At 69.0% G+C, this 21,981-nt stretch carries 15 protein-coding genes; 5 read left to right on the top strand and 10 right to left on the bottom strand.

Annotated features, from left to right (window positions below):
• The first annotated feature begins 66 nt into the window (after positions 1–66).
• The 4 genes from AB0M46_RS13625 to AB0M46_RS13610 are packed head-to-tail and all read left to right on the top strand — an operon-like array spanning position 67 to position 8,032.
• Entirely contained in the window at positions 67–2,001 is a 1,935-nt protein-coding gene (locus AB0M46_RS13625; RefSeq protein WP_363335658.1) for a hypothetical protein, read from the top strand.
• Between the two features lie 22 nt (positions 2,002–2,023).
• Positions 2,024–3,625: a class I SAM-dependent DNA methyltransferase gene (locus AB0M46_RS13620; RefSeq protein ID WP_363335656.1), complete on the top strand. Its 1,602-nt coding sequence runs from the start codon at positions 2,024–2,026 to the stop codon at positions 3,623–3,625.
• Complete coding sequence (locus AB0M46_RS13615) at positions 3,618–4,820, top strand: restriction endonuclease subunit S (RefSeq protein ID WP_363335654.1); 1,203 nt, start codon at positions 3,618–3,620, stop codon at positions 4,818–4,820. The genes AB0M46_RS13620 and AB0M46_RS13615 overlap by 8 nt, the downstream gene beginning before the upstream one ends.
• A gap of 35 nt (positions 4,821–4,855) precedes the next feature.
• Positions 4,856–8,032, top strand: a complete 3,177-nt coding sequence (locus AB0M46_RS13610; protein WP_363335652.1) for a type I restriction endonuclease subunit R — start codon at positions 4,856–4,858, stop codon at positions 8,030–8,032.
• Between the two features lie 57 nt (positions 8,033–8,089).
• Here the strand turns inward: AB0M46_RS13610 and mobF are convergent, their stop codons facing one another.
• Positions 8,090–12,412 (bottom strand): MobF family relaxase, encoded by a 4,323-nt coding sequence (gene mobF / locus AB0M46_RS13605; RefSeq protein ID WP_363335651.1) that lies wholly within the window; start codon positions 12,410–12,412, stop codon positions 8,090–8,092.
• A gap of 210 nt (positions 12,413–12,622) precedes the next feature.
• Here mobF and AB0M46_RS13600 point away from each other — a divergent pair, with 210 nt between their 5' ends.
• On the top strand, positions 12,623–13,036 hold the full coding sequence (locus AB0M46_RS13600) for a hypothetical protein (protein ID WP_363335649.1): 414 nt from the start codon (positions 12,623–12,625) through the stop codon (positions 13,034–13,036).
• Between the two features lie 7 nt (positions 13,037–13,043).
• Here AB0M46_RS13600 and AB0M46_RS13595 read toward each other — a convergent pair whose 3' ends face one another.
• The 9 genes from AB0M46_RS13595 to AB0M46_RS13555 form a co-directional block, all read right to left on the bottom strand.
• Complete coding sequence (locus AB0M46_RS13595; RefSeq protein ID WP_363335648.1) at positions 13,044–13,862, bottom strand: hypothetical protein; 819 nt, start codon at positions 13,860–13,862, stop codon at positions 13,044–13,046.
• Between the two features lie 79 nt (positions 13,863–13,941).
• The gene (locus tag AB0M46_RS13590) at positions 13,942–15,663 is read right to left on the bottom strand and encodes a ParB N-terminal domain-containing protein (protein WP_363335646.1); all 1,722 of its coding nucleotides are present in this window, start codon (positions 15,661–15,663) and stop codon (positions 13,942–13,944) included.
• Positions 15,664–15,764: 101 nt separating this feature from the next.
• Positions 15,765–16,193 carry a single-stranded DNA-binding protein gene (locus tag AB0M46_RS13585; protein WP_363335644.1) on the bottom strand — a complete coding sequence of 143 codons (429 nt, stop codon included), beginning with the start codon at positions 16,191–16,193 and terminating at the stop codon, positions 15,765–15,767.
• A 589-nt stretch (positions 16,194–16,782) separates the two neighbouring features.
• On the bottom strand, positions 16,783–17,448 hold the full coding sequence (locus AB0M46_RS13580) for a hypothetical protein (protein WP_363335643.1): 666 nt from the start codon (positions 17,446–17,448) through the stop codon (positions 16,783–16,785).
• 300 nt (positions 17,449–17,748) lie between these two features.
• Complete coding sequence (locus tag AB0M46_RS13575; RefSeq protein ID WP_363335641.1) at positions 17,749–18,678, bottom strand: N-6 DNA methylase; 930 nt, start codon at positions 18,676–18,678, stop codon at positions 17,749–17,751.
• 21 nt (positions 18,679–18,699) lie between these two features.
• Positions 18,700–19,146, bottom strand: coding sequence for a hypothetical protein (locus tag AB0M46_RS13570; RefSeq protein ID WP_363335639.1), 447 nt, complete (start codon positions 19,144–19,146; stop codon positions 18,700–18,702).
• A complete protein-coding gene (locus tag AB0M46_RS13565) occupies positions 19,143–20,048 on the bottom strand; it encodes a hypothetical protein (protein ID WP_363335638.1) in 906 nt (301 codons plus the stop codon). The genes AB0M46_RS13570 and AB0M46_RS13565 overlap by 4 nt, the downstream gene beginning before the upstream one ends.
• Positions 20,045–21,016, bottom strand: coding sequence for a phosphoadenosine phosphosulfate reductase family protein (locus AB0M46_RS13560; protein WP_363335636.1), 972 nt, complete (start codon positions 21,014–21,016; stop codon positions 20,045–20,047). The genes AB0M46_RS13565 and AB0M46_RS13560 overlap by 4 nt, the downstream gene beginning before the upstream one ends.
• Before the next feature lie 85 nt (positions 21,017–21,101).
• Positions 21,102–21,803: a hypothetical protein gene (locus AB0M46_RS13555; RefSeq protein ID WP_363335634.1), complete on the bottom strand. Its 702-nt coding sequence runs from the start codon at positions 21,801–21,803 to the stop codon at positions 21,102–21,104.
• Positions 21,804–21,981: the final 178 nt, after the last annotated feature.

The following is a 21,981-nucleotide window of genomic DNA, read 5'->3' as shown; positions in this document are numbered from 1 at the left end:
GCGGGAGTACGGCGTCCGGTCGTCACGGTGTGGCGGCGCCGGCACAACGGATCCTTCCCTCGACCCGTGGGAGGCGACGCCGGACGGCCGCTGTTCGATGCCCAGGCGATCCTCGACTGGCTCGTGATGACCGGTCGCGCGAACCGCGAGACGCTCGAACCGGACCTGCGGCAGTACGCGCTGTGGCATCTCGGCGCTGGGATGAAGCCCGGGGATCTGATCGCCTTCGCGACGGCTCTCGTCTGCCTCCGCGGCCTCGATGGTGACGAACCGTTGCAGTCCGGTGCAGGGTGGGCGGGTGATCTTGATGAGCGTGCCAGCCGTGTCGACCCGTCTGACCTGCTACTGCTGTCTGAGATCCGGGCACTGCCGGATGATGCCGGCTGGCTTGTTCACGCGATCGACGAACTGGTAGAGGCGGCATGGGGATGCCGGCAGGCGTTCGAACGGCTGTTGGCCACACGGAATCGGCTCAACGCTCCCGCGCTCTACCGCGACGCGATCTCACCCGATCTTGCAGGGCTCATGGCCGCCATCAGCGGCGCAAGCGAGCAGGCGGCCATGCACAGCACAGTGACTGTGATGGACCCATGGGCCGGCACTGGTGATCTCCTCACCGCCGTCGTCGCGGCCATCGGCGAGAACGGCCAGCCAAGAATCTCCGCCGTCACTGGTAGCGAACAAATGTCCAGGTTGCTGCGCCGTCGCCTGCGCGTGTGGGAGCTGCCCATGACCGACGTCGACGTCCGCACTCGAAGCCGCCCGCCCGTGACCACGGCCTGGCGGGTCCTGGCGACCGCGTTGCCCTACCGCCCACAGGAAAACCGCAGCCGGGAGAGCCATCTGCGGTTCCTCGCCCGCCTCGCGACCGACCTCGGCCCGGGACAGGCCGCAGTCGTTCTTGGTCCCGCCGATCTGCTGGCCGAACAGACGCCACCCACACAGGCCGGGATCCGCAGCGAGATCCTTCGCACCGATGCCGTGGAGGCGATCCTCATGCTCCCCGGCGGGCTGATGCCGTTCCGCCCCGGCTACCAGACCAGCCTTTGGGTGCTGCGCAGGGACGAGTCCGGGCGCGGACAAGGCCGCGTACTCCACGCGGATGTCTCCGACCGGCCGCTCACCGCGCACGTGGTCAACGACCTCGTCGAGGACGTCACCACCTGGCGCCGCGAGGGCTACCACCCAGCCGCTCACCGTCGAGCGCTTACCACCCCGGTACGCGTCGCCGACCTGCTCTCCGGGCATAGTTCATTCACCGGGCCACGACGACCCGAACTCCCCGAGGCCAACACACTGCGGCACTCGCGAGTCGCGCTGCTCCTCGACCTGCAGACCCGGCTGGCCGAGCATGCCCAGCAGCCGCTGCCGCCGCCACTCACCGCCAACATGGCTGCGAGGGAGGACGAGGCGCGCTCGATGGTCACGATCGGCACATTGATAAAAAAGGAGCAGGTCAAGCGACTTAAGGGTGCCCGCATCGCTGCTGAGCATCTGACGGGCGGCGGCCATCACCGGGTCATTGGCGTCCCAGAGCTCACCGGCCAAGCACGACCGGGGCATCGGAAAATCGACCGAATGATGCTCGCCGAGCGGTACCCTCGCGCACGTCTCACCGAGCCCGGCGACGTGATCGTCGCCATCACGGCGGACGTCATGACCTTTGTCGACATCGACGGGTTCAGCATCGCCGAGTACCCCGCCGCGGTCCTGCGGCTCAACCACAAGGGGCAGACGCTGACACCTCGAACCCTTGCCGCCCTGATCGCCAGCACGCCCGGCGGTCGCGCGCCCGGTGCCGTTCACAGCCGTCGCCTCGACGAGATCCCTGTCCCCGTGCTCGAACCAGACGAGGCTGCGGCTCTTGACGAGCTGCTCATCGAGCTGGATCAACGACGGCGCCGCGCCCAGGAACAGATTGACACTCTGGACACGCTGCGCCGCACCACAGTCACCGGAATCGCCGACGGCACGCTGACCATCACACCGAACCACCTATAGAAGACCCACGACGAGGAGACCCATGCCCCCCAGGAAGAAGGCCAACGGCCAGACGGCACTGCCCGGCATGCCGAACATGGCTGACCTCCGCGACACCCTATGGAAGGCCGCTGACAAACTCCGCGGCTCCATGGACGCAGCCCAATACAAAGACTTCGTCCTCGGTCTGGTCTTCCTCAAGTACGTGTCCGACTCGTTCGACGAGCGCCGCGAGCAGATCCGTCAGGAGGTGCTTGACCAGGGCATCGCCGAGACCAGGCTCGACCAGTTCCTCGACGACGTCGACGAGTACACCGGACACGGGGTGTTCTGGGTACCCGCCGATGCCCGCTGGTCGCACCTGTCGGCCAACGCCAAGGCGGAAGGCGTCGGGGCACTCATCGACGCGGCGATGGAAGCGGTCATGCGCTCCAACAAGGCCCTGACCGGCGTACTTCCAAAGATCTTCAACCGGGACAACGTCGACCAACGCCGCCTCGGCGAACTCGTCGATCTCATCAGCGACGCCCGCTTCACCGGCCACGGCGACAAGCCCGCCCGTGACGTCCTCGGCGAGGTATACGAGTACTTCCTGGAGAAGTTCGCCCGTGCCGAAGGCAAACGAGGCGGCGAGTTCTACACACCGGCCAGCGTCGTCAAGCTACTGGTCGAGGTGCTCGAACCGTACTCGGGGCGCGTCTACGACCCCTGCTGCGGCTCTGGTGGGATGTTCGTCCAGGCCGAGAAGTTCGTCCTCAACCACCGCGGCCGGCGCGAGGACATTGCCGTCTATGGGCAGGAATCCAACGAACGCACCTGGCGTCTGGCCAAGATGAACCTCGCCATCCACGGCATCAACGGCGACCTCTCCACCCGATGGGAGGACACCTTCTACGCCGACAAGCACCCCGACCTGCGCGCCGACTATGTCCTCGCCAACCCGCCATTCAATATGTCCGACTGGGCTCGCAAGACCGATGACCCGCGATGGAAGTACGGCACTCCACCAGCCAGCAACGCCAACTTCGCCTGGCTGCAACACATCGTTTCCAAGCTGGCTGAACGTGGCACAGCCGGCGTCGTACTCGTCAACGGATCCATGTCATCAAAACAATCCGGTGAAGGCGAGATCCGCTCTGCCATGGTCGAAGCGGACCTCGTCGCGTGCATGATCGCCCTGCCACCACAACTGTTCCGCACCACACAGATCCCGGCCTGCCTTTGGTTCTTCGCCAAGGACAAGAGCCCACAAGGTTCGAAGAGGCTCACCGATCGGCGAGGCGAAGTGCTCTTCATCGACGCCCGCACCATGGGAACCATGATGGACCGCACCGAGCGAATTCTTACCGGGCAGGACTTGGCGAAGATCGCCGGCACCTACCACGCGTGGCGCGGCAGCCGATCCGCCACGGACAAGTACCAGGATGTCCCTGGCTTCTGCTACTCGTCATCTCTCGACGAGATCCGAATCCATGACCACGTCCTTACTCCCGGCCGTTATGTCGGGGCCGTCGACGCAGCGGACGATGACGAGCCAGTGGCCGAGAAGATCGACCGTCTAGCAAAGGAGCTCTTCAACCACTTCGATGAATCTGCCCGACTAGATGTAGTTATCCGCGAGCAGCTGGAGCGCCTCGATGTCTAGTGTCACCCTCGCGGATGTAAGCGAGGCTATCGTCGATTGTGAGCACAAGACCGCGCCTGCTGCGGCGCTTGGCAGTGAATATGCCTATTCTGTAGGTACCCCGCATCTGCGCGATGGTCGCATCATTCTTTCGCAGAGCAAACGAGTGGATAAGAGCACGTATGAGGCATGGACGGCGCGCGCCGTACCAAGGGAGGGTGATCTCATTTTTGCGCGCGAGGCTCCTGTCGGGCAGGTCGGCCGCGTCGGACCAACTGAAAGAGTCTGTCTCGGCCAGCGTACGGTGCTCATCCGTCCGGATAGTAATCGCATACATCCGCGGTTTCTCCACTATCTACTTCTCGCACCTCAGACCCAGGAAAGGATGCATTCGAAGGCCGGGGGATCGACAGTTGCTCACTTGAACGTCGCAGACATACGAGGACTTGTACTCCCCACTCTTCCCGCCCGAGCCACCCAGGAGGCTATTGCGGATCTACTCGGCGCGCTCGATGACAAGATTGTTGTTAACGAAAACACATCCAACGCGGCGTTAGAACTTGGAGGTGCGACGTATGACGCCGCATCGCGGACATCCGACTGGAAGGATGTCAGCCTCCGCCATGCCGCCAGGTGGTATTCGGGCGGAACTCCTAGTACGGCCGAGCCCACGTTCTGGAGTGGTGACATTCCGTGGATCTCAGCCGCTAGCCTAAAGTCACCATGGCTTGATGAGTCCGACCGAAAAGTCACCGAGCTCGGGGCATCAAACGGCACCCGACTTGCACCGAAGGGCACGGTGATATTCGTCGTTCGAGGCATGAGCCTGAAGACAGAGTTCCGTATTGGAATTGCACGACGGACGGTAGCGTTCGGCCAAGACTGCAAGGCGCTCGTTCCGCTTGATGGGATCACGGGGGACCTCTTGCTTCATGCCATTCGAAATCGCAGTTCTGACGTTCTCGATCTCGTCGACGAAGCCGGGCATGGCACAGGTCGTCTGGCGACAGACCGAATCGAACAGATGGTGATCCGAGCGCCTTCAGACCGAAGCGATCGGATCAACGAGGCGCTACAGAATCTGAACGATCTGGCCTCCTCACGACAGCGAGAGTCGAGGACGCTGACTGACCTTCGCGACCTTCTGCTTCCGAAGCTGATGTCCGGAGAGATCCGTGTGCGAGCGGCGGAGAAGGTTGTGGAGGAGGCGCTGTAATGGCCGGACATACCCCTCAACCTGGGTTCCATGACATGTCCGAGTCCGATTGGGAAGCCATGGCCATGGAGACCCTGGCCGAGCTTGCCTGGGAACCGAAGCCGGGCAACACGATCGCACCGGGCTCGGGTGAACGGCAGGCGTGGGATGAGCTGATCCTCGTGGCCCGACTGCGGGAGGCGATCGCCCGCATCAACCCCTACCTCCCCGCGTCGGCTGTCGAGGATGCCGTCACCGTCGTGACCTCCGCCCAGTCGCGTGACGCCATGGCGGAGAACAAGCGCCTGCACGACTTCATGGTCAAGGGCATCCGGTCGGTCGTCTACACCGACGAGCACGGTGCGGAGCAGAACCCGACGATCCGGCTGGTCGACCACCGCGACGTTGCCAACAACGACTTCCTCGTCGCCAACCAGGTCGATGTCCGCGACGGTGACGCACGCCGCCGGTTCGATGTGGTCCTCTTCCTCAACGGGTTGCCGGTCGGACTCATCGAGATGAAGAAGGCCGGCGACGCGTACGCCGACTTGGAGGGTGCGCAGGCGCAGATCCGCACCTACGTCGAGGAACTTCCTCTTGCCTTCCGGGCCAATGTCGCCTGTGTGGTCAGTGACGGCATCACTGCCCGCTACGGGACCGCGTTCACCCCGTATGAGCACTACTCACCGTGGAACGTCGACGAGGACGGCGAGCGGGTACCGCAACCTCCCACCGAGGACCACGATCTTGCACTGAACCTCGTCCTGTTCGGACTGTTTGAGCAGCGGCGATTCATCGAGTTGCTCCGCGGCTACGTCGCCTACGCGCAGACGCCCGGCGGACTGGTCAAGCGGATTGCCCGCGCACACCAGTACTTCGCGGTCTTCGTGGCGGTCGAGAAGACGGTCGAAGCGACCCGCGGCGATGGCAAGGCCGGAGTCGTGTGGCATACGCAGGGCTCGGGCAAGTCGATGGAGATGGAGCTGTTCACCCACCAGATCATGATCCATCCCGCATTGGGGAACCCCACGATTGTCGTGCTCACCGACCGCACTGATCTCGATGATCAGCTCTATGACACGTTCGCCGCGAGTGATCTGCTCGACGAGCGTCCGGTGCAGGCGGGCACCAGGGAGCAGTTGCGTACCGAGCTGGCCAACCGGCGTACCGGTGGGATCATCTTTTCCACGCTGCAGAAGTTCGGGCGCACCAAGGAGGAGAAGGACGCTGGCCGGCCGCATCCGCAGCTGTCCGACCGCCGCAATATCGTCGTGATCGTCGACGAGGCGCACCGAAGCCACTACGACGACCTCAATGGCTACGCCCGGCACCTGCGCGACGCCGTGCCCCACGCCACGCTGATCGCTTTCACCGGCACGCCGCTGTCCGAAGCCGACCGCAACACGCGAGAGGTCTTCGGCAACTACATCAGCATCTACGACCTGACTCGGGCAGTCGAAGACGGCGCCACGGTGCGCGTCTACCACGAATCCCGGCTGGTGCCCGTCGACCTGCCAGCGGATGTAGCCCCGGAGGTGATCGACGAACGGGCCGACGAGCTGACCGCCGGCCTGGACGAGGCCGAGCGAGAGCGGATCAAGCGGGCCGTCGCTGTCATGAACGGGCTCTACGGTGCCCCGGACCGGCTCAAAAAGGTGGCGGCCGACGTTGTCGCACACTGGGAGGCCCGCTCGACCCAGATGCGCAAGTTCATCGACGGTCCCGGGAAGGGCATGATCGTGTGCGCGACCCGGGAGATCTGCTCCAGGCTGTACGACGAGATCGTCGCCCTGCGCCCCGAGTGGCACAGCGACGCCGACGACAAGGGCAAGATCAAGGTCGTTTACACCGGTGAGCCGAGCGAGACCAACGAGCACATCCGCAAGCACGTGCGCCGGCCATCGCGGAATAAGGCGATCCAACGGCGGGCCAAGAACTCCGACGACGAGTTGGAGCTGGTGATCGTTCAGTCCATGTGGCTGACCGGCTTCGACTCGCCGCCGCTGCACACCCTCTACCTGGACAAGCCGATGCGCGGGGCCGCGTTGATGCAGGCCCTGGCCCGGGTGAACCGCACCTTCCGCGGCAAGCAGGACGGGCTGCTGGTTGGGTACGCGCCGGTCATCGACAATCTGCACCAGGCGCTCGCCGAGTACACCGCCGACGATCAGAACACCCGGCCGGTGGACCGCGACACCGAAGAGGCGCTGGCCCACGTCCGTGACCTGCACGATGTCATCTGCCAGATGCTTCGGGGCTACGACTGGCGCAGTGTTCTGGCGTCCGGGTCGGCCAAAGCGTTCCGTGAGGCCACCCTGGGTGCGGTCAACTACCTGCGTGACCCGGCGCTGCCTGAGAATCGGCCCGAGCCAGGCGAGAGGACGCTCGCCGAGCGGTTCCGGTTGGAGTCAGCTCGTCTGGAACGGTTCTATGCCCTGTGCTCGACGAGCGGCGACCTTAACGGGCTTCGTGACGACATCGCGTTTTTCGTCGCTGTCCGTGTCTGGATGGCCAAGTTCGACGCGGAGGATCGCCGCGCCCGAGGGCTGCCCATCCCGGCCGAGATCGAGTTGTACCTCAAGCAGTTCACCGCCGGCATCATCGAGGCCGGCGGCGTCACCGACATCTTCGCCGCAGTCGGCATCGAACGGCCCGACCTCACGCACTTGGATGAGGCGTACCTCAGGCGGCTGCGCGAGTCCAAGACTCCGAACCTGGCCATCGAGGCGCTGCGCCGACTGGTCGAGCAGACGATGCGCCGCGCCACCCGGCACAACGTGGTCCGGCAGCAGAGTTACTCCGACCGGCTGATCGATCTGATGCGCCGCTACGTCAACCAGCACCTCACGTCGGCCCAGATCATCGGGGAACTGGTGGCCATGGCCAAGGACGTGGCCGCCGACGCTGGCCGGGGTGAACAGTTCAACCCGGCCTTGTCCGAGGCTGAACTGGCCTTCTACGACGCGGTCGCCTCGAACGAATCGGCCGTTGCCGAGATGGGCGAAGGGGTCCTCGCCGACATCGCACGCGATCTCGTTGCCACGATCCGCCGGAGTGTCAGCGTGGACTGGGTAGCGCGTGACGACGTTCGGGCCAAGCTACGTACGATCATCAAACGGCTCCTGGCCAAGCACAACTACCCACCCGATGCGGAAGCGAAGGCGATCGAGCTGGTCATCCGCCAGATGGAGACGTTCGCTGAGGACTGGACGCCCGGCGGCACGAACCGGTGATCACGCGAACGGGAGGAACGGCCTCAGAGTTTCAGTGACAGTACGGCCCCCACGGCCCTACAGGTCGAGGTCCTGGTCGGCGTCGCGGTCGCGGCTGTCGAGGGTGATGGCGGTGCGGTCGCGGCCGGCTTCGGCGAGGTCTGCCGCACGTGGCGGGACCGGTGTGGTGTGCGGTTTGGGCCGGGTGTCGTCGACGGCGCGGACCTTGGCGGTGGTGGCTTTGACGGCGTTGAGCAGCTTTTCGGCGTTGCGGTTGGCCTGCTGGGCGCGGCGGGCCTGTTCCTGGGCTGCGGCCAGTCCGAGGTATCGGGTGGGCAGGGTGCGCTGGTAGTTGGCGGTCCAGTCCGCGTGGCGGGTTTCGAGGTCGCGGACGGTGGTGGTGAGCCGGTCGACGGTAATTTCGGGAAGTCGCATCTGGTCGGTGAGGCGCTGGACGCGGATGTCAGCGCGCCGTTGGGCGGCGGCGAGTTCGGCGTTGCGGGTGTTGACCGCGGTGGGTCGGCGCCACCAGGTGGTGCGCGGCGCGGCGGCGGTACGGAGTCGTTCGGCGGTGGATTCGGCGGCGGCAAGGGCGGTCCGCGCGTCGCTGATGATGTGTTGGGCGGCGGCGAGCTGGAGGTGGGCGGCGCGGAGGTCGTCGCCGACGTAGGCGGGTGCGGCGGTGTCGGCGACGCGTTGCGCGGCGATGTACTGGCGCAGCTGCGGGTCGCTGGCGGCCCGGACCTGGCCCGCGACGGTGGCGACACCGACGGCGATCTGGGCCCGGTGCCAGGCGGCCCACCGTGCCGGGTCGCGGCGGGACGGTTCGGGGCCGATGGCCTCGCCGCGGGGTACTGGGAAGCGGTCGCGGTAGGCGATGACGACGGCGGCGGCGGCAGTCCAGGCCGCACGTCCGTCCGGATCGTCGGGGACGGGTCCGAGCACGCGGCTCCAGTCGGGTTGGTGGTCGGCGGCGAGTTCGACCAGGCCGGTGATGCGCCGGTCGCAGATGGCGGCGACCTCGGCGATGGTGTCGGCGAGCGCCCCGATGGCCTCCGCCGGGACGCGGTCGGTGTAGGTGCTGGTGTGCTCGGCACGGACGGCGACGGCGCCGTCGGCGAGGGCGCCGGCGTAGAGCTGTTCGATGCGCCAGGTGAGTACGGCGGCGACGTCGTGGGCGGTGTCGAGCTCGCGCCAGGAGACGGCGGCGTCGAGGACTTGGCCGGTGTCGTAACCGGCGGTGGCGAGCCGGCCGAGCTGGTAGGTGAGGGCGGGCAGCGCGGGGTCCTTGAGGAGTTGAGCGGCGATGCGGCTGCTCGCGATGGCGGTGTCCGCCGCTCCGGTGTCGGCGCGGTGGTGGCGGATGGTGGCGGCGGCGACGGTGCGGGCGTGTGCGTGGACGCCGGCACGGCCGAGGAGGTCGTCGAAGATCGGTCCCCAGCGGTGCAGGGCGTCGTTGTCGGCGGCGAGGCGTTGTTCGGTTTCGGTGGCGGAGCGGTCGGTGGTGTCGGCGCGCAGGATGTCGGCGATGAGCGCGATCCCGGCGCCGGGCTGCTGGTGATGGTGGGCCTCTTCGACGCGGTGGCTGGTGATGACGTACAGCAGGTTGCTGAGGGCGCCGCGGGTGGCCATCACGTACAGGCGGGCGCGGGTGGTGGCCTCGTCGACGAGGCCGCGGGCGACGTCGACGGTACGGCCCTGGGCGGCGTCGACGGTGCTGGCGTAGGCGAGTTGGACGTGCTGGGCGGCGTACTCGGCGGGCAGGATGACGGTGGTGTCGGTGCGGGTGTTGAGCACGTCCAGGTCGCCGCCGGGGCCGATGTCGAGGATGCGCCAGGTGTCGCGGTTGGCGACGAATCCGTCGTCGGTGGTGAGGCGGCGGTCGTTCTGGCGGGTGACGATGAGGTCGCCGATGCTGGCCCGGTTGTCGTCGGCGAGGCCGACGCTGCGGCCGGCTTGCACGACGCCGGCGCGGATGAGCTGGGCGCGGGCCTGGGCGGCGAGGTCGGCGGCTTCGGCTTGGGTTTCGACGAGCATGATGCTGTCGCGGCCGGCGAGGATGTCGTCGGTCCAGCCGGTGAGCATGGCGGTGACGAGGTCGTCGCGGTGTCCGGCGGTGATGCGGTGGCGGCGGTCGTATTCGGTCAATACGGTGGTGTCGCCGTCGCGCAGGCGCAGGCTGGCGGGGCCTTCCCACGGGTCGGCGAACCGGCGGGCCTCGACGAGTTCGGCGGTGGCGCCGAGGCCGGCGAGGTGGCGCAGGAGCCCGCCGGGGCCGACGGCGGAGATCTGTTCGGGGTCGCCGACGAGGATGAGTTTCCCGCCGACCGCGGCGAGGAGCCGGACGAGTTCGGCGAGTTGGGTCGAGGACGCTTGGGAGGCTTCGTCGACGATGACCCACTGCCCTGGCGCGAATGACCAGTGGGTCGCGGTGGTGGTGCCGGCGGGCGGGGTGTGCTGTCCGTGGAGCCACATCGCCACGTTCTCGGTTCGCATCGGCGGGGTGTCGGGGTGGGTGGTGGCGTCGGCGAGGATGTCGGCGGCGTTCTGGCTGACGGCGAGGCCGAGGACCGGGATGCCGGCGCGGTGGGCGGCGACGGCGACGGCGCGTTGCAGTCGGGTCTTGCCGGATCCGGCGGGGCCGATGACGCCGGTGACGCGCCGGTCGTCGCCGAGGATGTGGTGCAGGGCGGTGTGCTTGTCGTCGGACAGGTCGAGTTCGGTGGCGATGGTGTCGAGCAGTTCGGCGGTGGCGGTGGTGGCGCCGCGTTCGGTGGCGGCGGCGATGACGGTGTGTTCGGCGGCCAGGACGCTGCGGGTGGACAGGTGCAGGTCGCGGTGGCGTGTGTAGACGCCTTCACGGTCGCTGGCCCGGATCAGGTCCGGTCCCCACTGTACGAGCGCCGGTGGGGTCAACACGCGCAGGCCGCCTGCGCGTTCGCTGACGGCGCGGGCGGTGAGGCGCTGTACGCGAGCCCAGTCCTCGCGGGTGGTCGCGTTCGGGTTGGCGCCGAGGACGCGGCCGATGTGCAGTTCGAGGTGGTCGATTTTGAACACGGCGCGTTCGCCGGCGAGGTTGGCGACGGCGCGTTCGACCGCGAGGTGGTCGTCGAGCCGGACGGCGGCGTTGACGGCGGCGTTGCGGGTGTCGTCGCTGTCGATGCCGAGCCGGTCGAGGGCGGTGTGCAGGTCGGTCTCGTCGAGCCGGGCCGGGTCGGTGGCGTGGCGGCGGGCGTCGGTGAGGGCGCGAGCGGCGAGCTGGTGCACGTGGTCCTGGACGCGTCCGGTGACGATCCGGCGCACGTCGGCGGCGGTGGTCAACCCGGCGGCAGCGTCCTCGCGGAGCAGCCGCTGGTGCATCTCGCGGGTGGATTCAGCGGCGTCTTTGGCTGGCCGGGTGCGCAACGTGGCGACCTGGGCGATGCGTCGCCACCGGCTGGTTGGTACGGCGCCAGCGGTCGGCTGGCCGGCGCGCAGGTCGGCGACGATGGCTGCGCGCCGCTTCGAGTATTGCCGGATCGACGCGATGCTGATGCCGACGACCTCCCGGATTGGGGAGTCGTCGCGGGCGGCGAACCGGACGCCGAGGCGACGGTTGAGTTCGACTTCCACGGCGCGTTCGTAGGCGATCCGGGCGCCGATGGTGGCCTGGTACAGGGCGCGTCCGTCGAGGGCGAGCCACTTCTCCCGGCCTTCGCTGTCGACAATGCGGACCTTGCTGCTGATCACGATGTGGGAGTGCAGCTGCGGGTCCTTGGCGCGGGAGAGCCGGTGGTCGTAGACGGCGGCGGCGAGCCCGTCGGTGTCGAGCTGGACGAGCCCGTTGGTGCCGACACGGGTGTACGCGCCATGGACGCGCAGGTGCTCCAGGACGGCACGGACGCCGGCGTGCTGAGCCGCCATGACCGCGGCTTTGACGTTGTCGTCGCCGAACGCCCACAGCAGGGAGCCGCTCTTCTTCATGGAAACGGTGACGTCGTATCCGGCGACCGCGCGCCGTTCCGGCTGCGTGTGGATGTCGTTCCAGAGCTTCGCCTTCTGCTCAACGGTCGCATCGGCTGGCAGCTTCGCAAGCGCCCTCTGATAGGCGTCGGCACGGCGTTCATCGGTCATCGGCTGATAGATCCGCCACAGCTTTCCGAGTGGCACGCCAGTGTCGGGGTGGGCGCCTTTCCCGATGAGGTTCAACAACTGCTGTTCGGTGACTTCACCACTGACGCCGAACAACGCGGTTGACTGCGCAGCCCACCATCCCGGCGCCTCACCGTGCGCGGTGGCATCCGCGAAGTAGGCTGCTGCGCCGCTGCTCGGCGCGGGACGGAAGTCGTGTCCGCCGGCTGCGACTTGGCCGGTGAGGTACTTGATGCCGGCACCGGGAGCGATTTTGGTGACGGTCAACATGCCGCAACAGTACAAGATCAGATTCACCTGACGACATTGGTAATGCAATGTGGTGTGCTGTTTCTGAGAGAGCAACCACGCCATAGTCTGAATAGGCGCTGGTAGGTGGCGGTGGTGTGAAGCTGAACGTTTCCAAAAAGACGAATACGTGTGAAGTTGAACGAATTCTGATGGTGGCGGGAATGGCTGCGTGGTGGCTACGGTGAATGTATGGCAGGCGTAGGAACGAATGCGGCGGTGCAGCGGCTACGGGACCGCCAGGCGGCACAGCTTCGGGCGGTGGACGCCTTCGAGGCGGCGGCGGGCCGGGTGCTGGCCTCGCAGGAGCGGCGGGCGGCGGCCGTGGCGCGGCTGGACGCTACGGTCGCGGCGGCGGGCACGGATCGGGATGTGGCGTTGGTGGTGCTGGCCGACCTGGTCGGTGACGATGCTGCGGCGGAGGTGACGGGGGTGCCGGTGGCTGAGGTCCGGATCGCCCGGCGGCGTGCCGAGGTGGACGCGGTGCGGGCGGGCGTGGCGGCGGTGCGCCAGGCGCCCGGCCGGTCGGGGCGTGGGCGTCGCCCTGGCGGGGCTGCCGCGAGGGACGTCGGTGCCGACGTCCCGCGCGGGCCGGTGACGGGCTGACCCTGAGTCAGCGTTCGATGATGAGGGCGAACAGGAGCGCGCTGAGCGCGAGAACGGCGGCCACGACTCCGACACCGGCGAGGATCATGCCGGTCCGGGCGACGGTCCGGCCCGCGCGGTCTCGGCGTGGGGCGGTGTCGGGCATCGGGGTCGTCTCCTGAACGTCGAGGTCGTTGGGCTCATCGTGCCAGCCTGCGGCGGCCGGGTCTTCCTCGGGATCGCCGTCAGTGCATTCGTCGGCGTCGACGGGGTCGACCGCTCGGGGGTGCAGGGTGACGCCCGAGGTCGGGCACCGTTCCGGGCAGCGCCAGTCGTCGGCAGCGAAGCGGCGGCCGAGGTCGTACACGTCGTTGTACGACCAGGAGCACCATCCTCCGAGTGCTCTGTCGTGGTCGGTGAAGCGCCATCCCACGGATTCGGGGGCGAGGGTGAGCCGGGTGTGTGACGGCACGCTGAGCCGGACAACAGGTAGTTTGCCTAGCCAGTGCAGGGATACGCGTTCTGCTTGCGGGTCGAGGTAGCTGGCGGCGGCGTAGAGGGCGGCCGGGTCGTGGCTGGTGAGGTGGAACCCGACGCGGCCCGGATAGCGGCTGGGAAAGCTGTGGGTGGTGACGACGGTCGCTGAGACAGTCGCGCCCTCGGGGACGGTGAGGTAGAGCCGGACTCCATTGCCGTCGCCTTCGGCGTCCCGCAGTGCGATGGCGTGAATGGTTCGCGGAGTGTAGGGGTAGGCGTCCTCGTCAGCAGCGTGGTCGTCGGCGTGGTCGTTGCGCTCGTTCCAGTGCATGATCAAGCCTTCGCTCGGCATGCCGTCCTCGTCGTACATCGTCTTCCTTCTCGGTGGCTGGTGCGGGGGTGGGCGCCCGGCCGGGCGGCGCCTGCTGGTGGCGCCGCCCGGCCGGGGTTCAGGCGGCGTACTCGATGTCGGCGTCCGGTGCGTGCTCCGGGTCGATGTGGTCGACCGGGTTGGCCGCATCGACCGGCATGGTGTGCACGGTGGCGAGGTTGGCGGCGTCGTCGTCGGCCGGTTCGAGCGTGGCGCTCGCCTCCGCTTCCGCGTCGGTGGGCGGCTCTTCGTCGGCGGCCGTGGTAGCGGTGTCGTCGTCGCCGGTGTAGAGCTTCTGGTCGATGACGGCCCGTTCGATCGGTGCGGGGTTGTAGCCGATGGTGCTCAGGAACTCCAGCCACTGACCGGCGGCCTTGCGGGTCACCTCTCCCCACGTCTCGTCGAAGCGCCAGGTGTGCTCGTCCATGGCCTTCTCGTGGGCGGCGGCGATGACGCCGAGTTGGATGACCATGAGCCGCTTGTCGTTGGCGGTGGCGAGCCGTTCGGTGATGTGGTTCAGTTCGGTGCCGATCGGCATGCTGAGCAGGTCGGCGAGGATCTTGGCCCTGGGGTTGTTCATCCACTTGGCGACCGGCTGGGTGCGCATGACCAGTTGCCGGGTGACGAACTCGACCGCGTCGCGCGGGAGGGTCTTGCGGGTCAGGTACTGGCGAAGGTGGTCCTGCCGGGTCTTCGTGGCGGCGCGCCAGGCCGCGTTGCCGGTACGGATGAGGGCCTTCTTGGCGCGGTCCTCGGCGTTGTTCTCGGTGGGCTGCGGGGCGGAGCTGGGTGCGTCGGCGCTGGGGCGGTAGGGGCGGTGACCGTTGGCGGTCGGGTCGTTGCACACGAACCGGACCGGGTGCTCGCTGGTGTCGCCGAGCCGGATGGCTCGGTGGCCGGGGCAGGTCGCGTGCTCGTCGGGCTGCATCGGCTCGCCGTCGCGGCCCGCGAGCACGTCGAGGGCCACCATGCCGGGCAGCGGCAGGTCGCTGATCGGCACCCCGGCTTCGGCGAGTTTGGTGATGACGGCCTCGCGTGCGGCGCGGCGCTCGCGGGCCGCGCGTTCGAGGTTCACGCCGTACTCGAAGTTGCGGCGCCGCGCGTGGGCGGCGATGCGGGCGACGGCGTCGGGGTCGCCGTCGAACTCCGCGAGGACGGCGAGTTCGTCGAGGCCCCATTCGTACTGGGGGGTCTCCGCGACGACCTGGCGGGCGTGGTCGGACAGCCCGCCAGCGGCGATACTCTTGCGGACCACGTCGGGCTTGAGGCCGAGGCTCTTGGAGATCTTCGTGCGTGAGGCGCCCGCTTCGGCTGCCCTGAAGAGGGCCTGGGCTTCCTCGATGGCGGTCAGACCGTCGCGCTCGACGTTCTCGGTGTACATGTCGAGGAAGTCGTCGGCGAGGGGTCCGGCTTCGACGATGATGCAGGGCACCTGCGGGCGTCCGGCCTCGATGGCGCCGAAGAGACGGCGCTCGCCCATGACGATTTCGAGGCGACCGTCGGGGTGTTCCTTGACCTTCAGGGCGACGCGGACCCCGCGCTCTTTGATGCTCTTGACGAAGCTCGGGCGGAGCACCACGTTGGTCCGCACGTTCGCGTGGTGCTTGACCAGTCGGGCGGTGTCGACGTTCTCCAAGCGGACACCGGGGATGGGCTCCCCGGTCGGGGCAGTGGGGGTGTCGTCGCCGGGCTGGGTGTCGTCGGTGCTGTCGTCGGTCGCCGTGGTGTCGGCCTCGGCGGTCTCTGCCTCGGTGATGTCGACCTCGGCCGGGTCGTTGCTGTGCTGTTCGATCGTGCTCACGGGTGTTCCCTTTCGGTGTCCTTGATTGGGGGGTCGTACGCGCCGGGTTGCTGCGGCGCGTACGACCTCGGGATGGCGCCGTGGCGCCGTGGTGCGGTGTGTCAGGCGGCGGGCGCGAGAACGGGTTTGGCCTGCTGCCGCTGCGGTGCGCTCTGGGCCGGTCGGACGAGGGTGAGCCGCTGCCGCGCGGTCCGCACGGGGGCGGCGGGCGGCGGGGTGAGGCTTCTGGCGATCTCGGTGGCGACCAGCCAGAGGACGGTCTGGGTGGGGTCGCCGTCGTTGCGCCGGAAGCGCTCGTTGCTCAGTCGGCCGATGACGACGATGCGGTCGCCGGGCTTGAGCGCGTCGGCGGCGTGCTGGGCGAGCGGGCCGGTGGCCTTGACCCAGTGGCGAACCGGTTCGTGGTTGGCGCGGTCGGGGTCGGCCGGAACCTGGACGGAGAGGACGACGACGGCGACCTTGTCGCGGTCGTAGCTCATCCGTGGTTCCTGGGTGAGGTCACCGATGGCGGTGACCGTGGTGCCGAGCATTCGGGCTCCTTTGGTTGGGGTTCCTGGCGGGTTCCGGGGATTTGCCGTTCCCCTCGACCTGCATACTAATCATAACCTACTAACGTCCCGATGTCCAACTGGATCTTGGTCTTGCCGGTGCGCGTTTCGCGCGTGATGGTGGGGCGGAGCTGGTCTCCCCGGGTGCGCGGGCTCTGCCTGCCGGGGCGGGGTGGTGAAGGCAAGGGGCGCTTTTTCCCTTGCCTTCACCACCCCGGTCTGGCACCCGTTGGGTGCGCGGCCGGGGAGACCAGCGGACTGGGGGTTCTCCCCTCCCCGGAGCGCCCGGGTCCAGCAGGATGCTGGCCAGGAGGTCGGGAACCAGGGGTTCCCGGGAGCTGGCGTGCGTGGCGGGCCAGGTGGTGCCGTACGGCCGACGCGCCTGCATCTAGTCGGCGCGCGGCCGTGCGGGACGTGACGGCGTTGCGGGCGCGGGTTTCACTGGCGGCGGAGGTGGCAGGGCGCCAGGGCCAGCGGATGCTGGGCCCCGGCGCCCGGTGTCGGCGGGAGCAACGGTCTGGAGCACGGCGGACCGTCGTCCAAAAGCTTTTTGATCTTGTCTTTTGTCGCGCTACTGCGCTTCGGCGGCGAGGCGCTCGCGGGCCTTACGCAGCAGGTAGTAGGCGCGTGGTCGGTCGATGTCGAGCGTGTCGGCGAGCTGGGCGCCGCTGATGCTGCCGCTCGCGGCGCGGACGGCGGCGACGGCATCGTCGATGGTGGGTTGCGCTCCGCCGGTGCGGCCCGCGCCGGCGCCGAGACCGGGCCGGTCGCGCAGCCACTGGATGATCCGGTGCCGCTTCCAGTAGTAGATCTTGCCTCGGCCGCGGTAGTCCTCGTCGTCGTCGGGGAGCGGCAGGTAGCCGTCCTGCTGCTTGGCCCAGTCGTCCTGGGAGATCTGGACGTAGTACTTCCATGCGCCTTGGCTGACGCCGATGGCGCGGCGGAAGTCCTTGGACGGCAGTAGGTCGTCGGGGTCGCCGTCGAGCAGCCAGTCAGGCACCGGCTTGGGCTCGGTGCTGGCTGCTTTGCGTTCCTTCTCGGCGGCGAAGTGCGCCGTCAGGTCGTCGATGGCGTACCAGTCGCGGCCGTCTTGGCGGTCGAGCGGGGCGGGGAAGCCGGACTCGGCGCGTTTGCTAGGTGCGGCGCGCAGGTTGATGGTGGCCATCGAGACGCCGCCGAGTTCGCAGGCGCCGGCGCGGTCGGTGGCCGGCCGGCCGTCGATCTCGCGGCGCTCCATCGGCGGGCCTCCGGGTGCGGGACGCGCCCGGCGTCGGGGCGGGTTTGGGGGATGGCCAGGCGCCGCAGAGCGGCGACCGGGACCTTGCGGCCCCGGCCCGGCAAAGACCTGGCCATCCTTCAGGAACCCTTCAACCTGCACCGAACGCAGTTCCGTGAGGACGAAAGGACCTCTGATGCTACCGGGACCGTCCATGGGCGCTCTAGGGGGCCGGTGTCGGCGCGGTGTGGTGGGCATGGCGGTCCCTTCGGCGGCCGTCGTGCCCGCCCGGTGGGGGGCACGACGGCCTAGTGGTGGTGGTCAGGCCGCGTCTGCGGCTGGGCGGGTGAGGTGGTCGAGGGCTGCGATCATCCGGGCCGCGCGCAGGCTGCTGATGCCGTCGTTGCGGTCGCGGACGGCGCGGTCGATCCAGGCGTCGTCGAGGCCGTCTGCGCAGCCGATGACGACGTGGGTGCCGAGGTCCCATCGGTGCGCGTTGACGGCGAGGCAGGCGGCGGCCAGCGGGTCGATGTCGTTGGCGTACCAGCGGTAGGCGGTGGGGTCGTGGCCGTGTGCGCGCAGGACGCGGGCGGCGCCGCAGAGCATCGCTCCGGTCCCGGCGGCGGGGTCGAGGATCGACTCCCCGGGCCGGCGGTGCGGCACGCCGGCGAGTTCCGCCATCAGCATTTCGCCGATGAGGCAGTGCGCGAGGATCTCGGCGACCGGTTGCGGGGTGTAGAACGCGCCGCGGGCTGCCGCGCTACTGCGGCTGCGGAGGGTTTGCAGGACGGCGCCGAGCGGGTCGGTGTTGCGCCGTTGATCGGCGTCGTCGGTGAGGTGCATGATCCTGGTGCGAACGGCCACGGTGGCGACGGTGTGGGCACCGTCGAGCTGCCAGTCGGTGGGGTTGTCGAGCAGCCATCCAATGAGCGGCGTGACGCGGACGGCGAGGTCGGGCCGGGTAGTGACGAAGTCGCGCCAGATGCCGCGCAGCAGGGCTGCCGTACCGGCGGGATCGAGCTGGGTGATGAGGCGGGCGGGGTCAGGGCCGTCGGGGTCGTGCCGGGTGCAGAGGCTGAGGGCGGCGACGACGGAGACCGGGATGTGCAGGTCCGTGCCGGTGCCGTGGTGCCGGGTCCAGGCGGCGGCGACGGCCTCGGCGATGCGCCACGCGCGCTGGACGGATTCGGCGGACGCGGCGCGCTGGGCGCTGTTGGTGGTGCTGGTCTGGTCAGGTCGGGGCTTCGGCATGATGGTGGTCTTTCGCTCGGGTCAGAACAGGGCGAGTTGGGCGGCCGGCACGAGGTCGGGCGGCCAGGGCGCGGGCAGATCGGGGTCGCCGTCGCGCTGGCGGATGCGGTCGGCGGTGGCGGCTGCGGCTTCGCGGGAGGCGTGCACGCCGCCGCCGTAGACCTGGTGGCCGCTGGGCCGGCGGCAGTGCCGGCCGGCGGCGGCGTGGCAGGTCGGGCAGGGCAGCGACAGCGGGCAGGTCGCACCGATGGTGGTGGCGTTGCACCAGGGGCAGTGCCGTTCGGTGAGGGCCCGGCCGGCGAGGTCGACGAGCCGGCCGGCGGCCAGGAGCTCTCGGTACCGGTTCTGTGTTCGGGGGCGCGGCATCGCCTGCGTCCGGTCGGGGTCGCCACGCGCTGGCGGCGCCTCGGTCGGTGCCGGGGTATCCCCGGTGTCGTCGTGGTGGCCGGCACCGTGGGTGCTGGTCATCGCTCGCTCCCGATCAGCTGGCGCGGGTCGACGGCTTTCGGGTACTCCGCGGCGGGCAGCCCGTAGCTGGCGCGGCGGCTGCGGCGCAGGCGCCAGGCGTAGCGGTGGTTGCCGGGGTGACGCACGGTGTAGGCGTCGACGGCGTCGAGTGCGCGGCGTAGCCAGGAGCCCGGCTGCTCACCGGGGCGCACGGGTGGGGCGCCGAGTTGCTGCAGGCGCGTGACGACGCCGCGCCAGCCCCGTTCCTGGCCGGTGACCTTGGCGAGGTTGCGTGCGAGGATGCTGGTCCCGTCCGGGAGCATGATCAGCGGCCGGCGGGTGGCACGGCCGAGGTAGGCGGCGTTGTGTCCCTGGTAGATCCAGCCGACGTGGCCGGGCATGATCTGGTTGCCGCCGCGGTAGCGCGGTACGGGGTCGCTGAACGCCACCACGCCGCGGATGCCGCGTGCGGCGACCCGGCGGAACACCCGGCCGAGGAACCAGGTCTCGCCGTTGCCCGGGACAGGATCGAGCAAGATCAATCTGGCGAGTTCGATCGACTCGGTGTAGACGGTGAGGTGCGGGAACGGGGCGAGCAGGACGCGGGGGTGCATGGGGACGGCGAAGGCGGCCACGCCGACGAGTCGTCCCGTGGGCAGCAGTGCGCTCGGGTCGGGGTCGGGGTAGTCGTCGAGGTGCGGGGTGCGGTCGATGAGGCCGTAGCTGAACCGCGCGGCCGGGAACGAGTGCGCGTAGTGGTGTGCGCGGACCAGGCGGGCGGCTCGCTGCTTGTCAAGTTCGACGACGGTGTACCGGCCGGGGTCGAACCCGCCGATGTCACGGTGCCGCCAGGCTGGGGTTCGGTCGCGCCATCGCTGGCACCAGCCGTCCACGGCCGGGCCGGACGGGAGCTGGTTGGTCACCGTGACCACGACCCTGCGAGGTCGAGGGCGGTGCTCGTGGTGACGGCTTCCGCGTTCAGGCTGCGCAGCGGCAGCCTGGGGCGGAAGTCGAGGGCGATGCCGGTGGTGATGGGGTCGTGCGGGCCGGCGGTGGCGACGGCTTCGGCGTAGACGTCGCGCAGTGCGAGGCCGGGGCGGAAGTCGTGGCCGATCGCGTCTTCGAGGTCGAGGTATTCGTGGGCGGCGTCGGGCCGGAGTTGGCAGGCGCGGACGAGGTCGGCGCGGGCGGCGAGGGGGCACAGGGTGCAGGACAGGCGGCGCATGCCGAGGTCGTATGCGGGGTGGTACGGGGCGCGGCTGGCGTGGATGCGGGTCCAGACCTGGTGTTCGGTCCAGGCGTGCACGGGCAGCCAGGTCCAGACCTTGCGGCGGGTGATGTTGGAGGCGGACGGGTCGAACGCGAACGCGCGCTTCTTGGCGCGGGCGGTGGATTCTTCGGCGCGCATGCCGAGGCAGTTGAGAATCCATGCCGGGCGGCCGAGGTTGAGGGCGGCGACGCGTTCGGTCATGTACCGGCGTGCGGGCTGGCGCTTGGTCGCCGAGGTGCAGTAGCGGGCTTGGGGTGAGGGCCAGCGACCGCGTTGGTGGATGAGGTTGAGCAGGCCGGCGTGGTGGCGTCGGACGGCGATGGGGACGCCGTAGTGGGCGGCTTGGGCGGTGGCGAGCTCGATGACGCCGGGCCACTCGACGTGGCCGAGGTCGCAGTGCAGGACGGTGACGCGGTCCAGGACGCCGGCGGCGGCTGCTGCGTTGGCGACGACGTCGAGGGTGGCTTGGGAATCCTTGCCGGCGGAGGAGTCGACCAGGATGAGGTCGAAGCGGGTCAAGTCGATGGTGGTGAGGTGCTGTGGTGCGGTGACCGGTGTGCGGCGTCGGCGGCGGGTGGGTGTGACGGCATGGCGGCGTGCGGCCGCGGGGACCGTGGGCACGTTCGGGTTCCTTCCGGTGTGGGGTTCCTGAGCGGGGTGGGCGTCCGGTTTGCCGTCCGGCCGCCCACCTGCGTGGATGGGATTGTTAGGTGGCGTTGGAGGCTGCGCTGGGTTTCTGCAGGAGTTCACGCAGCAGCGGCGCGAAGGTCTTGTACGACCGGTCGAGGCGGTCTTCGCGTGCGGCGAGTGCCCGGCGTGCGGTGCTCAGGTCGGCGAGTTCATCGCTGACCAGTTCGAGCCATTGAGCGGTGAGGTGGCGCGCGGCGGCGGCGCGGAGCCGGTCGCCGACGTCGACGTGCAGGTTGCGCCAGGAACGCGCGGTGGCGGCGATGATGGCGGCCATGCGGTCGGCGGTGGCTCGCGGCACCCGGTGGATTCCGTGTGGCTCGCGCTCGCGCCCGAGTTCGAGTTTCAGCAAATGGCGCGGGACTGGGCCGGTGCCGCAGGACATGGCGTCGTTGATGGAGACGATGGTGGCGCCGGTGAGCTGCACGCCGTTGAGTACGGGCCGGTCGGGGCGGTGGCGGTAGACCTCGCTGGCGACGGGCAGGTTGGGCCGCTCGGCGGGTCCGTCGCCGAGGATGACGGCGAGGTGGTCCGTGTCCAGACGTAGTGGGCTGGAGGCATTCCAGGCATAGGGGTGGAGTCCGAACCACGGAGTGACGATCAGGACGCCTCGGAATCGGTAGCCGGCGAGCTGGTAGCGGCTGGTGCCGGTGGTGAAGTCGTGGGAGAGCTGGTAGTCGACGGGACCGATGCCGTTGACGATCCAGGTGGCTTTGGTCATGGTGGGCTCCTGGTCGGGTGGTTGCGGTACGTGACGGCGCGCTCGGCGGCGTGCCTGGGGAGGCGAGGGGGCGGCGCGGAGCGCCCCTCGCTCCGGTTCCGGCGCTCGATGCGCCCGGGACCGGATCTGCCACGGCGGTGACGGGCAGGTGGTGCCCGCCCCGGCCGGGGAAGTGCCG

It is taken from the genome of Dactylosporangium sp. NPDC051485, from assembly GCF_040682015.1.
Lineage (GTDB): Bacteria > Actinomycetota > Actinomycetes > Mycobacteriales > Micromonosporaceae > Dactylosporangium.
This window is presented reverse-complemented; position numbering and strand designations above follow the sequence as displayed.

Bases quoted from the DNA above. Each gene is read 5' to 3' on its own strand.
- AB0M46_RS13570 (WP_363335639.1), bottom strand. From the start codon at position 19,146: ATGACCAGCACCCACGGTGCCGGCCACCACGACGACACCGGGGATACC.
- AB0M46_RS13575 (WP_363335641.1), bottom strand. From the start codon at position 18,678: ATGCCGAAGCCCCGACCTGACCAGACCAGCACCACCAACAGCGCCCAG.
- mobF (WP_363335651.1), bottom strand. From the start codon at position 12,412: ATGTTGACCGTCACCAAAATCGCTCCCGGTGCCGGCATCAAGTACCTC.
- AB0M46_RS13585 (WP_363335644.1), bottom strand. From the start codon at position 16,193: ATGCTCGGCACCACGGTCACCGCCATCGGTGACCTCACCCAGGAACCA.
- AB0M46_RS13595 (WP_363335648.1), bottom strand. From the start codon at position 13,862: ATGTACGACGAGGACGGCATGCCGAGCGAAGGCTTGATCATGCACTGG.
- AB0M46_RS13555 (WP_363335634.1), bottom strand. From the start codon at position 21,803: ATGACCAAAGCCACCTGGATCGTCAACGGCATCGGTCCCGTCGACTAC.
- AB0M46_RS13615 (WP_363335654.1), top strand. From the start codon at position 3,618: ATGTCTAGTGTCACCCTCGCGGATGTAAGCGAGGCTATCGTCGATTGT.
- AB0M46_RS13600 (WP_363335649.1), top strand. From the start codon at position 12,623: ATGGCAGGCGTAGGAACGAATGCGGCGGTGCAGCGGCTACGGGACCGC.
- AB0M46_RS13580 (WP_363335643.1), bottom strand. From the start codon at position 17,448: ATGGAGCGCCGCGAGATCGACGGCCGGCCGGCCACCGACCGCGCCGGC.
- AB0M46_RS13620 (WP_363335656.1), top strand. From the start codon at position 2,024: ATGCCCCCCAGGAAGAAGGCCAACGGCCAGACGGCACTGCCCGGCATG.
- AB0M46_RS13610 (WP_363335652.1), top strand. From the start codon at position 4,856: ATGTCCGAGTCCGATTGGGAAGCCATGGCCATGGAGACCCTGGCCGAG.